Annotated in this window: 13 protein-coding genes; 9 read left to right on the top strand and 4 right to left on the bottom strand. The window is 42.9% G+C overall.

Annotated elements, in window-relative coordinates; all coding sequences use genetic code 11:
- The first annotated feature begins 163 nt into the window (after window positions 1-163).
- Both SY85_RS14120 and SY85_RS14115 read left to right on the top strand, forming a co-directional pair.
- Window positions 164-1,306, top strand: coding sequence for an ATP-grasp domain-containing protein (locus SY85_RS14120; RefSeq protein ID WP_066405534.1), 1,143 nt, complete (start codon window positions 164-166; stop codon window positions 1,304-1,306).
- A 391-nt stretch (window positions 1,307-1,697) separates the two neighbouring features.
- The gene (locus SY85_RS14115) at window positions 1,698-2,390 is read left to right on the top strand and encodes a PliI family lysozyme inhibitor of I-type lysozyme (protein ID WP_158512975.1); all 693 of its coding nucleotides are present in this window, start codon (window positions 1,698-1,700) and stop codon (window positions 2,388-2,390) included.
- Window positions 2,391-2,563: 173 nt separating this feature from the next.
- Here SY85_RS14115 and SY85_RS14110 read toward each other — a convergent pair whose 3' ends face one another.
- The 3 genes from SY85_RS14110 to SY85_RS14100 all read right to left on the bottom strand — a co-directional run bounded on the left by SY85_RS14110 (window position 2,564) and on the right by SY85_RS14100 (window position 5,197).
- Window positions 2,564-2,773 (bottom strand): hypothetical protein, encoded by a 210-nt coding sequence (locus SY85_RS14110; protein ID WP_066405529.1) that lies wholly within the window; start codon window positions 2,771-2,773, stop codon window positions 2,564-2,566.
- 4 nt (window positions 2,774-2,777) lie between these two features.
- The gene (locus SY85_RS14105) at window positions 2,778-3,026 is read right to left on the bottom strand and encodes a hypothetical protein (protein WP_066405527.1); all 249 of its coding nucleotides are present in this window, start codon (window positions 3,024-3,026) and stop codon (window positions 2,778-2,780) included.
- Window positions 3,027-3,631: 605 nt separating this feature from the next.
- The gene (locus SY85_RS14100; RefSeq protein WP_066405526.1) at window positions 3,632-5,197 is read right to left on the bottom strand and encodes a sensor histidine kinase; all 1,566 of its coding nucleotides are present in this window, start codon (window positions 5,195-5,197) and stop codon (window positions 3,632-3,634) included.
- 651 nt (window positions 5,198-5,848) lie between these two features.
- On the opposite strand from SY85_RS14100, the gene SY85_RS14095 reads away from it, so the two are divergent.
- The 7 genes from SY85_RS14095 (at window position 5,849) to SY85_RS14070 (ending at window position 11,704) form a co-directional block, all read left to right on the top strand.
- On the top strand, window positions 5,849-6,430 hold the full coding sequence (locus SY85_RS14095) for a hypothetical protein (protein ID WP_066405524.1): 582 nt from the start codon (window positions 5,849-5,851) through the stop codon (window positions 6,428-6,430).
- Between the two features lie 420 nt (window positions 6,431-6,850).
- The gene (locus tag SY85_RS14090; RefSeq protein ID WP_066405519.1) at window positions 6,851-8,278 is read left to right on the top strand and encodes a PAS domain-containing protein; all 1,428 of its coding nucleotides are present in this window, start codon (window positions 6,851-6,853) and stop codon (window positions 8,276-8,278) included.
- A gap of 458 nt (window positions 8,279-8,736) precedes the next feature.
- Window positions 8,737-9,102, top strand: a complete 366-nt coding sequence (locus SY85_RS14085; protein ID WP_066405517.1) for a hypothetical protein — start codon at window positions 8,737-8,739, stop codon at window positions 9,100-9,102.
- A gap of 210 nt (window positions 9,103-9,312) precedes the next feature.
- Window positions 9,313-9,528 carry a hypothetical protein gene (locus SY85_RS14075; protein ID WP_066405513.1) on the top strand — a complete coding sequence of 72 codons (216 nt, stop codon included), beginning with the start codon at window positions 9,313-9,315 and terminating at the stop codon, window positions 9,526-9,528.
- A 10-nt stretch (window positions 9,529-9,538) separates the two neighbouring features.
- Window positions 9,539-9,682, top strand: a complete 144-nt coding sequence (locus SY85_RS25665; RefSeq protein ID WP_158512974.1) for a hypothetical protein — start codon at window positions 9,539-9,541, stop codon at window positions 9,680-9,682.
- Window positions 9,683-10,530: 848 nt separating this feature from the next.
- A complete protein-coding gene (locus SY85_RS25475) occupies window positions 10,531-10,713 on the top strand; it encodes a hypothetical protein (protein WP_148661201.1) in 183 nt (60 codons plus the stop codon).
- A 172-nt stretch (window positions 10,714-10,885) separates the two neighbouring features.
- Window positions 10,886-11,704: a universal stress protein gene (locus SY85_RS14070; RefSeq protein ID WP_066405511.1), complete on the top strand. Its 819-nt coding sequence runs from the start codon at window positions 10,886-10,888 to the stop codon at window positions 11,702-11,704.
- A 489-nt stretch (window positions 11,705-12,193) separates the two neighbouring features.
- Here SY85_RS14070 and surE read toward each other — a convergent pair whose 3' ends face one another.
- Entirely contained in the window at window positions 12,194-12,934 is a 741-nt protein-coding gene (gene surE, locus SY85_RS14065) for a 5'/3'-nucleotidase SurE (RefSeq protein ID WP_066405509.1), read from the bottom strand.
- Window positions 12,935-12,937: the final 3 nt, after the last annotated feature.

Below are 12,937 nucleotides of genomic sequence, written 5' to 3'. Positions count from 1 at the left end.
AGTTAGGCTTAACATCTTTATTGCGCATATGCATTTGGTTTAGCCCTGGTGTCATCAGTTTTACTTGGTAGCTAGTGTACTTACAAGTAGGTGATAGGCTGCGGCGATGCTTCATTCCAACATTCTAAGAAACCAACCACGAACTTATAAACCCAACTGGATTATGAAGCAGACTCCAATTTTGGTACTAGAGTACAAACATGAAGACTGGCTAACAGCCAATACACTTTACTGTCTTGGATGCGACAAGCAATGGGAGATTCATTTTATCACCTACCGAAGTAAGAGTGCTTTTCGCTACTTGCCATTTGTCAAAAGCTATCACCACTTTGATGAAGAAACACACGAGATCTCATTTATAAACTTTGTCGAACTGGTTACTGAAAAAACAAAAGCCGCTGTACTGGTACCTACCAATTCAGCAGCTTTCCAGTTTGTGATCCGGCATAAAGAAGCCTTGCAATCGTTTATACAAGTGATACCAACGCCCCAGCCTTGGGCTTATGAAATTGCTTGCGACAAGGGACAGCTGGCTCACTTCATGGGCAATCATCAGATTGCTACACCGTTAACCATTATCGATCTTAACAATGACCTGAAGAAACAGCTGGATGGTTTTCCTTTTCCGGTCTTGTTAAAACCCCGAATAGGAGCTGGTGGTAAAGGCGTGGGTGGAGAGCTGCCTATTACGGTGTTCGCCAACAAGGATGAGCTCATGGCCTGTATACAACAGCCTGGCATTATTGATAAGTATATTATTCAAAGCTTTGTTGATGGTTACATTGTAGGTTGTAATGTATTGTACAAAGACGGAAAGCTGGTAGCCTACACCATTCAAAAGGGAATCGTTAAAGCAAAGTCATTTGCGCCTTCACCTGGCTTGGAATTCATACAGAACGATGCCGCTATAGAAGTAGTGGATTCACTATTATCAAAATTGCAATGGAACGGCGTAGCCAATATCGACCTGATCTATGATGTAGCAAAACAGCAGATTCTGATACTGGAAATCAATGCCCGCTTCTGGCAAACAGTAGGCGGCTCTACAGTGGGCGCACACGTCAATTTCCCCTCGTTGGCTTGCCTGCAAGCGTTGAATAGACCTATAGAACCCGTATCGGGCCAATTAGGAAGGTATGTGCCGTTGATTGCCTATATCAAACATAAGCTGGCTGCCAAGTCCGGCGTGAAGATTGATTTTCAATGGAAGGAAATCGATATGCGTTATTTCTTTTGGTTGCTGCCTGCCAAAGTCTATCGTTTTTATAGAGCCCGGTTTCAAAAGAAAGTACCTGGCCTAACATAGGGTTAAGGAGCAGGAAATTTGTTAAGGATAGTGCAAGTCTGCTTTTATAATTATTCATTACTAATCATTGAACATTGAGCGTTGAGCATTGAACATTTCCTTCTCACCTTCATCACTCCTTCCTCCTTCTCTCTTCATTGAACATTGAGTATTGAAAGTTGAGCATTGAACATTCCGTCACTTCTTCCTTCATCATTCCTCGTTCCTTGTTCCTTATTCTTCCCCTTATCAACCTATCAACTTGTTAACCTGTCAACCCTTACTCGCAGCTGTTTTCCCTCGCTTGCCGTAATCTAACTACAAATCCGCTTTTTCACGCTAAAGCTGATCCATTGGCACAGTATTTTGATAGAATAAACAGATGGGAAGTATGTATTGAATGATGAGCTATATGTTTACTAAAGCAAAATATTATTTAGGGTGCGGAATAGTGAGTGTGATGATCAGTTGTAACAGCCATTCCTCGGCCAGTAATGAAGAGTCTAAAGATGAGCGTTCCGCTAAAATAACAGATACAACAAGTACACAACAGACTATAACAACACCCGCAGCTACTGAACCAGTAAAGGACGACACAGCACGTACACATGATTTTCAGAAAACCCTTTACTTCATGAACACGTCCTTTAACGTAACGGCTACAGGTAAAGGCTCACTGCAGTACCTCACCATTCAGCCACATGGCTTGTCACACAATAAGATGATCACAATAGAAAATGTGGAACCTGTTGTTAATGCAGAGGTAGCGGACCTGAATAATGATGGTTATGCCGAATTATTGATCTATACCCAGTCGGCAGGCAGTGGCAGTTATGGAAATGTCTATGCTTATTCTGTAAACAATGGGCAATCACTCAGTGCGGTACAATTTCCAAAAGTGGTTAGCAATGGCGATATGCGAAAGCAATACGGTGGGCACGACCAATTTTCTATTGTTAACAACCGGTTGGTACAACGCTTTCCACTCTACAACCCTGCCGATCACAATAGTAGACCCACCGGCCGGCAGCGAACCATTACTTATAAGCTGATAAATGGCGAAGCATCACGCCGGTTTGTAATAGATAAAATAAGCGAGGAATAGCTGCAAGCAGCCTAGGCCGTGAAAGTCAAACGTAAGACTTGAAAGGAAATTCCGATAGTGCAAATCTTCTACAATAATCAATAATTATTAATTAGTAATGATTGATTATTTCTTCCCTTGTCAACTTTTCAACCTGTCAACTCCATTAGCTAATTGACACATCAGCTAATCAGCTAATTCCTCAAATCCGTCCTTACACAACCCTTATATCGTCTAACCGTTTCTGTTAGCAGGTCGTAATGCACTTCTACATAAAAATTATCTACCTGGTAGATCACTACCTGGGTGCGTTTTTCTAAACGGTCAGTAACTACGGTTCCCTTCAGGTCTAATACTTCTTCTTTACTCAGATCACTGAGCTGGTTAAAATCACGCAAGGTCATATGGTTATGGTTTTAACATACTACTAATATCAATATTCGATAAGTACGGATCAAGTTGATCCACGTCGTCAAAACTGCGAAGCGTAAAGCCCCCAACCCCTGGATCTTGCACTACTTCTACATAAAAGTTATCAATAGAAAAAAGATAACTATGTCTACAACCCGACCGGCTGGTAACCAGGCATACACCGGCTTGCTTCAGTATTTCAAACTGTAGCGTATTGCTGCAAGAGTTAAACTCATACGCGGTCATTTTGTTTCTTATTTAGCGGTTATAAGAAGTAGTTAGGTTACAAAGTAGGTGCCAGCGGCTTTTTTGTAGGTATTGATTTTGGTCAATCTTAAATAATTAGGTAAAAACCATTAAAGGACAACTAACGTGCTTCCGCAAGGGCAGTTGATTAGTGGTAGGAATCACCTACTTCAAAGGTTATTTGCGTCAGGGGAAAGATGGGGTTAAGATAGGATGACAGTTGGCTGAACAATAAAGTGCCAGAGCTTGCTTTTTAATTCGTCATTCTTTTAATGGGCAGCTCTACAAAAAAATAACGTCTATTAAATCAGCAAATGAGTAAGCTCTGCAAAGTGTAAATGAGGTAAGTGCCGTATGCTTATAAAGTATAGTGTTAGTCTTAAGCATGCAGCGCGGCAAGGGCTGCACCTATTATGGCCTTTCAGTTGTAGAGTTAGTTCCTATTCCAACACGAAAGAAGTAAAGGTATTCTAAAGGAGCCATGAGTATACCTAAAATGCTAAAGTGTTTTATCGTGTGTATACTACTTTATAACAGGGCTTGATACACTTGTAGCTCTGCAAACGGATTTGTTAAGATGAGTAGTTCAGTGTTTTTGAAAAACGTTATGCTGGTAACAATACATGAAATGTGGACCCGATACCCGGTTGGCTGGTAGCCCAAATAAAGCCATTGTGGTTCTCTACTACTTTACGGGCTATGGCCAGTCCTACACCTGTACCCGAGTATTCCATTTTGCCATGCAGGCGTTGAAACATATCAAAGATTTGTTCAGCATACTGCTGCTCAAATCCAATTCCATTATCACTCACTTCTATAAGATGAAAGTATTTGTCTGATTGAGACACAGGTATGTTAGAGGGCACATCGGCGCCCTTCACTACTTTCGATCGGATGCTGATTTGTGGTGGCGTATCGGTCTTGCTGTATTTTAAAGCATTACTGATTAGGTTATGAAAGAGTTGCTGCAATTGCCGGCGGTGGCCATATATAGTAGGCAGCGGTTCTATGGTAACAGTGGCCTGCTTTTCTTCAATGGAAAGTTCCAGGTCGGCTAGTACTTTTTGGACCTTATCATTAAGGTCAATGCTTTCCATCTGGCGGGGTTGCTGGCTTACATGCGAAAACTCCAACAGGTCGTCTACCAGCAGCTGCATTCGTTCGGCCGCTGCTTCTACCCGCTTCATCATATGAGTTTCGGTATCGGATATGCGCGTATTCAGACTGGCTTTTAAGCGGTCTATAAATGTACGGATCTTGCGCAGCGGTTCTTTCAGATCGTGCGAGGCGGCATGGGCAAAATCCTCCAGGTTGGTATTGGAACGCTTCAACTCCTGCACACTTTTTTCCAGTTGCAGCTGTACTTCTTTAATAGGTGTTATATCGGTAAAGATGTGAATGACATGATCATTGTCCATCTTTGAAATGGAAAGCTCCAACCAGCGGCTGGTATGCGGAAAGAAATACTGCAGAATGCCCGGCTCGCCCGTGGTCAACGTTTTCACATACGCATGATAGTAAGGTGATTCAATAATAGTAGGATCCAGTTCTACCGCTGTTTTAGAAAGATAAATATCTAAAGGCAGACCGGTAAAGCGTACAGCGGCATCGTTGGCCATTATTGTTCGGGCGTCTATAACAATGCCTTGTTCATTTCGAATGGCTTCGGAAACGGAAATACCGTTAGAGGAGTGCTTTAAAATATTGTCCATCAGGGAGCGCTGCTCTTGCAGCTCCTGAGTCTGTGTAGCCAGCTTGCGGCTTTGTTCTTCCAGCTGGTTAATGATCTGGTGTTCATTGCTAGTGTCCTGGATCACTGTCATCACGCCATTGCGCACTTTGGCGCGCAGGTAGCGGGCGTATTTTTTAAGATTGGAGTTGTAGCCTACTGCTTCCGTCTTTTTACCTGTTGTATAAACATCGATCAGTTCTTCCAAAATGGAGACGCGTCTGTCCTCTGGGAGTGTGGGCGAGTTGGAAACGAATAAACCCGGTAGCTGTTCCCTGGTTAAATTCAGGTACCGAAGCCCTTCATCGTTGCAGTAGGTGTATTCAAAATCAATGATTGCTTCGCCGCTTTCATTCCAAATCGCACGCATCCATACAATAGCTTGGGGATTAGCATCGTAGAGTTCGGCAAATAATTGTTGATCGGGTTGGGTTTCGAACATGGTTAATGAAAGAAGGTACAAAATACATGAAAATTTGATCTGAAGGCGCTGTAGTGAGAAGGTTTCGCACAGAGCAAAGGAGAAACGGAGGGAATATTGAACAAAGAACAAGGAATGATGAATATTGAAGGGAGGAAATGTTCAATGCTCAATTAGCAATGTTCAACAATCGGAAATGGCTACACGCTGTAAAGCCTCTTACTGTCAGGCGTAACTTGATCCTGAGTTAGTTTACCCTGAGCACAGTCGAAGGGAAGGAGGCTCCTGCTCTCACATTAAAGAAAAGTTCAAAGTCCTAAAGGAACACTTGCCCTAAAACCAGCTAATCTTCCCCTAATCCCTAAATCTCCCCAAATCCCGGTTCAGACATTCTTGCCTGCTACTTGCCTCTACCTTCATTACTCCTCCTCTGTCCCTTCATGGTTACTCCGTATAGAATACTAGGTTACTCCGTATGGCCTCCTCCCTTACTCCGTATCAAAGGCTAATAAGATGTAGTAACAAGTCAGAACAGAGAGGGGAAACAACTGGTATTAAAAGCCGCTTACATGTGTATAACTAAAGCAATCACAAAGCTTGTACAGGCAGAAGAGAAGGCGTAAATTTACTAAAATATTTAGCAATAATCAGTAACCAATAATCTATACACCAATGGCACGACAAGCAGGCCCGCTCTTCTTCACCGGCACCATCGATGACATCACCTTTTATAAAATGGAAGGCCAGTATTTGGCTAGAAAGAAAAGTTCCCTGAACTGCAAACGCTTCCGCACCGATCCCCGCTTTGCCCGCTCTAGAAAAAGTGCGGAAAAGTTTGGCGAAGCTTCCAAACTGGCCTCAGAGATCTACCACCAGCTGCCCAAAGAAGCCAAAGGAAAAGGAGTGATTGGTAAACTCACCCGTGAGGTCGGATGCCTGATGCGTGAGGGAAAGAGCATTGACGAAATAAAGCAAGCCTTGATCACATATGGTCAAGAATTGGTTGCTATTCCTAAGACAATAGAAGCTACACTTACTGTAAGGGAAACAAAACCAGCAGTAGCAACACCAGCTCTCCGTTTCAAGCAAGCCCGCTATTTATCAAAATGGAAGGTTAAGCCTAATGGGCGCTTGCTCATACCGGGCAAGATGAATAGCCATAAGCAAAATAGGGTAGCCACGAGGCGAAGAAGAAAATCAGAGCCTGAACTCAAAAAAGATATATTACAGTCAGCCAGTAAAGAATGCTCTTAAAAAGTTCAATGGTTTCATGGCGTTATTGTTGATTTAGAACCTGCTTGCTTAGCATTTTTACCTCTTCATTATTGGACAAGTAATGCTGTATGAATAAAGCATTACTGTTGATTACAACCTAGTATGGCGTGCGCTGTAGTCTAAAGACATTTTTCAAAACAATAGTCTACTTTTGCTCAAGAGATAGTTTTGGTAGAAGCAAAATTATTTTACTGCAATTCGTAATAAACTGTTCATCTGAGCGCCTTTAACAGTGATACGTTTTTTGATAGATTGAGAGGGAGCTTTCATGGTAGTTGCGTCTTTCTTGTCATTTATTACTCACCCTACAGCAGTACTTCCCTCCTGTGTAAATACTCCTCCCATACTCGGTAGACGGACCAGACCAGGTGCTTTTTTTAAAAGAGCAAATTTGTAAACATGCCTGCCAATGTAAAGTATGGCAAATCATTAATTAGCTTCAGAGCTTTGTTGGATGCCATATCCGAATCCGCAGTTTGTACCGATACATCTTTTATAATCCAAAGCTGGAATAATGCAGCTGAAAAAATATTCGGCTTTACTGAAGATCAGGTACTCGGTCAAAGTTTATTTGCGCTAGCAGAGTATTTTGTTGTAGGTGGTACTGTTGACAAGGCTTTCGAATACACGCGTGTTACGGGTCATTGGACGGGTGAAGTTCTGGTTGTGTACCCGAATAAAAAAGAGATAAGCGTACATGTAACCCTCAATCGTATCAATAATAAAGCTGGTCAGTTGATCGGGTACGTTTTAATTTCCAGAGACATTACAGATGCGGTGGTAGTTAGAGGTAGCCTCTCTGCTATGCAAAAGCTATTTACTGCATTTATGGACCACAGCCCAGCACTTACCTGGATTGTCGATGATGAAGGCTACTGCAGTTTTTTTAATGAGTTGTATTTGCAAACGTTTCATCTAGACCACGATGCTATTGGTAAACATGCCAGTCAATTATTTCCCAAAGAGATAGTGGATCCGTTTTTAGAGAATAATGCTATTGTATTCAAAACCGATCGGCCTATGGAATTTATAGAAACCGCTGTAGGACCTAACGGTAAAAAAGTGATGCTTAAGGTTTTAAAATTTCCTCTTGATCTGCCAGGATCGAAAAAATACTTAGGAGGAGTGGCCGTAGATATTACTAAGGAAATAGAAAAGCAGGAACAGTTGAGTTTACGCAATGAGCGTTTTCGACTGGTAAATAAAGCTACTTCCGATCATATCTGGGATTGGGATATTGCAGCAAATCGGATAATAACAGATGGTTTTGAAGAGGTTGAAAATGAGTATAAGATCTGGCATACATTGGAAGATAGCCTGAGTGAAGTCAATGCCAGCGACCGGGAGCGGATAAAGGAAAGTTTGCACGAGGCCATTGCTGACACGGGTCGGCAATACTGGGAAGAAGAATACCGGGCTCTGAACGGCAACGGCAGTTATAAAACGGTTATTGATAAGGGCTATATTATTCGTAACGCGTCTGGCAAAGCCATAAGAATGATTGGTGCCCAACATGATATTACAGAACTAAAAACACTGCAGCACCAACTTGTAGAGCAGGAAAAAAGCAGGCAGCGAGAAATTGTGAAAGCGGTGATCGATGCGCAGGAAAAAGGAGTTAAACAAAAGGGACAAAAAGGTAACATTTATGATTTGAGTCCTGGGTTTGAGTCCCAGCGGGATTCAAACCTGAATCCATTCGATCTCTCATCTCCAGTGTTACCTAGCTATCAACGTACATGGCTATCTAGCCACCCAGCTATCAACGTACCTAGCTTCCTACGTACCTGCATACTTTCATACGATCAGACTTTCAGCTTTTACTGATTTACGATTTTATGATTTTGAACATTGAAATCTCTTCCTGGATTTTTGCGCCGGAGAGATGACGGCGCGGCACTCAAATGCTAGTTTTTTGTCCGCTGACTGTAACAGGTCCGGGGTGGAGAATCCCTCTCTCTCCGCATCTTTGTATAGCTTAATTTTAAGCAGTTAGTTTTGGTCCGAGCCCTGTTTCTACAGGGCTTTTTACTATATAACCGCTATTACCATTAACGCAAAGCATAAGACCATTATGGCCACTAGCCATCTAAAGTTGTTGTCCAAGCGATCTAATATGTCCTGACTATTCCTTCTCATTTCCTTGCATTTTAATCATAGTGCAAATAATTGTAAAGTTTAAGATTGTGATAGTCTGATAGGAGATTTTTGGTATCCGTATAACTACTATAGTAAATGCATAACCGATATTTTATATTGGCTCTTAACCATTAAACCATATGCATATGTCGACAAAAACAGTAGTTAGGGTCATTATCGTTTTATCCCTTATTTCTTCCGTATGTATCGTTCCTTCTTGTTCCAAAAAAGACCAACCTTTATCAAACGCTCCCAATGAAAATGTTTCTTTGGAGGGCACAAAGAAAGTAAGAACTCAAAACAGCACTTCGACTCAACGTAGCATCACTCAATCAGCTGCTTATGCTGCTCTTACCCCCGCACAACAGGCCTTAGTAAATCAATTACAAGCAGAGTTTGGGATAGTAGAATTAACTCCTGCACAAACAGCTGGCATGCAAGTCCAAAGCTTTTCAGATTATCAGTCAGCCGCAGCTGACTTAAGTAATGCAATAAATCAATTGAATGCTTAGGGTGCAGGATCGGCCTATGTTGGAAATCCAGCGCCGGAGCCAGAGCCTTTCGCACCAAGCGGAAAGTCTAAGAAAAAGCCTGGATCTCAGAAATATGACTATGAGACAGGCTGTGGTACTGGAAGTTATTACGCCCCAATCCCTCAATGGGGTGGCTTCTTTTCTTCATTTAGAGTAGCTTTTCAAACTTCTGGAGGAAATGTATCTTCAATGGACTTTTATACAGCAGGAGTAACTCTAGGTTGGAACTGGTCTCAAGTATACAACCACAACTTTGGTGCTTCTGGCTGTGTGGGAGGGACTATTACGCATGGCATCGGAATTGGTGCAGCAACTTGGGGTATATCAGAAGAACGTTATATTAGGTATGAGTGGGATTCTATACACTGCACATTAAGCTTAACAGCTGGCCGTGGCCACTGTTAAATACATCTTTATGAAAAAGAAGAAAATAATATTAATTGGCCTGGTATGCTTACTACTTGTAGCTATGTTAGTAGACAACCTTAAACTCCTATCGAGTTTAGATAAGCCACAGACTGTAAAAGCCAAAAGAGTTACAGAACAAAAAGTTCGCTAAAACGGTATTACTCTTTTGTTCAAAGCCCTGTTTTACAGGGCTTTTTTTATTACATAATTTTACGCCTTTGTTGGTGTTCATCTTGGCCTTGTGCCGCGGCTGCACCAACAACCAAATTTAGAAAAGGATGTACAAACAATAACAATACACACGATGTCTGGTTATTCTAGCACAAGCGGATCTCTCCATGCTATATGGCTAGGCCGTGAAGACCCCGCTTAGACCCAAAATACGCACCTTCAACAGGCTCAGAATCAAGTTACGCCTGACAGTAAGAGGCTTTACAGCATGTAGCCATTTCAGATTGTTGAACATTCCCTCTTTCTTCCTTTCGCATTTCGAATTTCCCTTTTCGAATTTTTCCTACTTCTTCCTTCTTCCTTCCTTGTTCCTTGTTCATTATTCTCTTAATCTTCTTCCACTCTTTTCTCTCTTAGCTTTCTTTGCGTCTTTTCCTCTTTGCGCCTTTGCGTGACACCTTTCTGTGAACATTGAAAATTGAAAATTGGGCATTGAACATTCCCTCCCTTCTTCCTTCTTCCTTCCTTGTTCCTTGTTCAATATTCCTTTCCCCCGGCTGTTTAGCTTGCAGCGTGCAGCGTATAGCTTGCAGCTCTCTCCTCACTCACCATTCCATCAGCCATTTCTCCTTAATCCCTTAATCTCCCCAAATCCCGGTTCAGACAATTCTCCCCCAGTGCCTCCGTGGTTCCTCCTGCATGCGCCACAGGCGCTAAGCGTGCAGCGTATAGTTTGAAGCGGTCCACCAAAAGAAACATAATAATTCCGTAATGCTGAGCAATAGGAAATGGTATGTTCTTTTGTTATCTTTCAAAAACCCTTGACCCATGTACTTTGTAACTTCTCATTTCCATCCCTTCATGGAATCTGGTATTTATTTAACCCGTAACGAAGTGATCAAGCGTTATCGAGGCTGTCGTCATTTCAATCCCTACCTGTTGCAGCAACTGTTAATGTATTCTTTCTGTTTCGTGTATAAGAGTGAAAATGGGGAAGTGAGCGTGGTGTGATAGTGGTGAATGGTGAATGGTGAGTGGTGAAAATGTTGCAGCTGCACGCTATACGCGTCTCGCTGTACACATTAAAGAGGCTGTTTTGCTTGTAGCTTGAAGCGTACAGCTTGCAGCTTATTTGTTCTACCCATCAGAGCGAGGCTTTAATGGATTTTAAAAGCAATGGATTATGAATAAGGTGTTATTGATCTTAGATGGTTTGCAAGTGCCTGGCTATTTAATGGATGCGGCTGCCAATATCGGCAAAATGGCTAACTGCCACATTCATGCGATCTTTTTGAATAAAGCGCCCATTGATCCGGAGTACAATTATTTCTTTCCCAACGATCTTATACTGGTAGATAATCCACTGCGGGGCGAAAATATAGCAGCGGAAAATAGTGAGATCATTAGCGCTACCATTCAAACCTTTAAAGATGTATCTGATCTGGCAGGATTGTCATACACTATTGATGAGCGGAACGATTACTCGTTAGACGAACTGCTAGAGCTTACCGCTTTTAGCGACCTGTTACTGGCCGATGCCAAGTCTAATTTTTACGAGTATCTATTGTCCGACTTGTTAACGGATTCGCATTGCCCGGTGCTGTTAACCAAACAAACTCTTGAAGCCCCTGGTAAATTGGTGCTGGCATATGATGGAAGCGTGTCCAGTATTTATGCCATGCGAATGTTTACCTACCTGTTTCCCCAGTGGAAAGATGTACCGCTACAAGTAGTATACGTTTCTGACCATGATATAACCACGTTGCCGGAGGAAAAGCAAGTTCTTCCATGGCTGTCGCTGCATTACTCAACGGTTGAAACAAAAGTGATCACTGGAAACAGGGTTCAGGAGTTGGCCAACATTGTTAATGCTGATACTAGCCCTAAGGTGGTCATCATGGGTGCCTATGGTAGAAAAGCCCTTTCAAGGCTATTTCACAAAAGCCTTTCAAAAGCAGTAATAGATACCAGCAATGCTGCGGCTTTTATTACGCATGTGTAAAAAGAGCGCTTTGCGCTGAATTGTTTTGGGCAGCCACGCAGAGAGGGAGGAACCACGGAGGCACAGAGAGCACGGAGCGTCACAGAGAATAGGTAAAGAGTTATATAAAAAGCGCTCCTCGTCTAGGAGTACTTTTCTATTATAGTCAGTCTTTCTTGGCGTCTTCCCATCTTGGCGCCTTTGCGTGAAACCTTCCTTGTCAACTTATCATCTTGTCAACCTGCCAACTCTTCTTCATTCTTTCTTCCTCATTCCTTGTTCAATATTCTTCCTTCCTTATCAACTTATCAACTTGTTAACCTGTCAACTGAAATCAGCCATCAGCCATCTTTACATCAGCCATTTCCTTCCAATCCCTAAATCTCCCCAAATCCCGGTTCAGACAATTCCCTCTGTGCCTCTCTGTGTTCACAGTGCCTCCGTGATTCCCTCTGCGCCACCGGCGCCTCTACGTGCAGCGTGCAGCGTATAGCTTGCCGCCTCGCCCTCTTATTCATCCAACGGCTGTTGTTGCTGCCGCTTTTTCAAGGTCTGCTCATCGGTTAGGTCTAACCGTAAAGGCGTAATGGATACATAGCCATTCTCTACCGCCCAGCGATCTGAGTCTTCCTCGGCCGGCTCCAGTGGTGTTACGGTAAACCAATAGTGTTTACGGCCCATGGGGTCAATTCCGGGTACCACCTGGCCATCGTAAAAGCGTACCGACTGGCGCGTCCACTTGATGCCATGTGGTTCGGGAGGCAAATTAACATTGTACAAGCCAATGCCCGGCGCATCTAACAACACTTTCAGTGACTCTGATACATAGGGTGCCAGTGTATCAAAATCGGGTTCCGATTTGCCTACTGGTGTGCTAAACGCAATGCCTTTTAAGCCCAGCAGCACACCTTGCTTGGCACCAGCCAATGTACCGGAGTGCCACATTGAGTTGCCCAAGTTTGGCCCCATGTTGATACCCGAGAGCACCACATCGACCTTGGTATATAAATGAGTGCCGATGGCCACACAATCGGCCGGTGTACCGTTGATACGGAAGGCTTCAATACTTCCAAATGAAATAGGCGATTTCTTGATGGTCAATGGGCGGGAGTGCGTAACAGCATGACCCATTGAGGACTGCTCTACATCGGGGGCAACCACTATTACTTCTCCAAATTGGGAGGCTATATTGGCTAACGCTGCTATACCCGGACTATAAATACCATCATCATTTGTAATAAGGATTCTCATATG

Source organism: Flavisolibacter tropicus (assembly GCF_001644645.1).
GTDB classification, from domain to species: Bacteria; Bacteroidota; Bacteroidia; order Chitinophagales; family Chitinophagaceae; genus Flavisolibacter; species Flavisolibacter tropicus.
The sequence above is the reverse complement of the archived record's forward strand: the minus strand, read 5'-3'. Positions and strand labels throughout refer to the sequence as shown.

Excerpts from the sequence above, each read along its gene's own strand:
- SY85_RS14095 (WP_066405524.1), top strand. The coding sequence starts at position 5,849 with ATGGCACGACAAGCAGGCCCGCTCTTCTTCACCGGCACCATCGATGAC.
- SY85_RS14085 (WP_066405517.1), top strand. The coding sequence starts at position 8,737 with ATGTCGACAAAAACAGTAGTTAGGGTCATTATCGTTTTATCCCTTATT.
- SY85_RS14115 (WP_158512975.1), top strand. The coding sequence starts at position 1,698 with ATGTTTACTAAAGCAAAATATTATTTAGGGTGCGGAATAGTGAGTGTG.
- SY85_RS14075 (WP_066405513.1), top strand. The coding sequence starts at position 9,313 with ATGGACTTTTATACAGCAGGAGTAACTCTAGGTTGGAACTGGTCTCAA.
- SY85_RS14070 (WP_066405511.1), top strand. The coding sequence starts at position 10,886 with ATGAATAAGGTGTTATTGATCTTAGATGGTTTGCAAGTGCCTGGCTAT.
- SY85_RS14105 (WP_066405527.1), bottom strand. The coding sequence starts at position 3,026 with ATGACCGCGTATGAGTTTAACTCTTGCAGCAATACGCTACAGTTTGAA.
- SY85_RS25665 (WP_158512974.1), top strand. The coding sequence starts at position 9,539 with ATGAAAAAGAAGAAAATAATATTAATTGGCCTGGTATGCTTACTACTT.
- SY85_RS25475 (WP_148661201.1), top strand. The coding sequence starts at position 10,531 with ATGTACTTTGTAACTTCTCATTTCCATCCCTTCATGGAATCTGGTATT.
- SY85_RS14110 (WP_066405529.1), bottom strand. The coding sequence starts at position 2,773 with ATGACCTTGCGTGATTTTAACCAGCTCAGTGATCTGAGTAAAGAAGAA.
- surE (WP_066405509.1), bottom strand. The coding sequence starts at position 12,934 with ATGAGAATCCTTATTACAAATGATGATGGTATTTATAGTCCGGGTATA.
- SY85_RS14120 (WP_066405534.1), top strand. The coding sequence starts at position 164 with ATGAAGCAGACTCCAATTTTGGTACTAGAGTACAAACATGAAGACTGG.
- SY85_RS14090 (WP_066405519.1), top strand. The coding sequence starts at position 6,851 with ATGCCTGCCAATGTAAAGTATGGCAAATCATTAATTAGCTTCAGAGCT.
- SY85_RS14100 (WP_066405526.1), bottom strand. The coding sequence starts at position 5,197 with ATGTTCGAAACCCAACCCGATCAACAATTATTTGCCGAACTCTACGAT.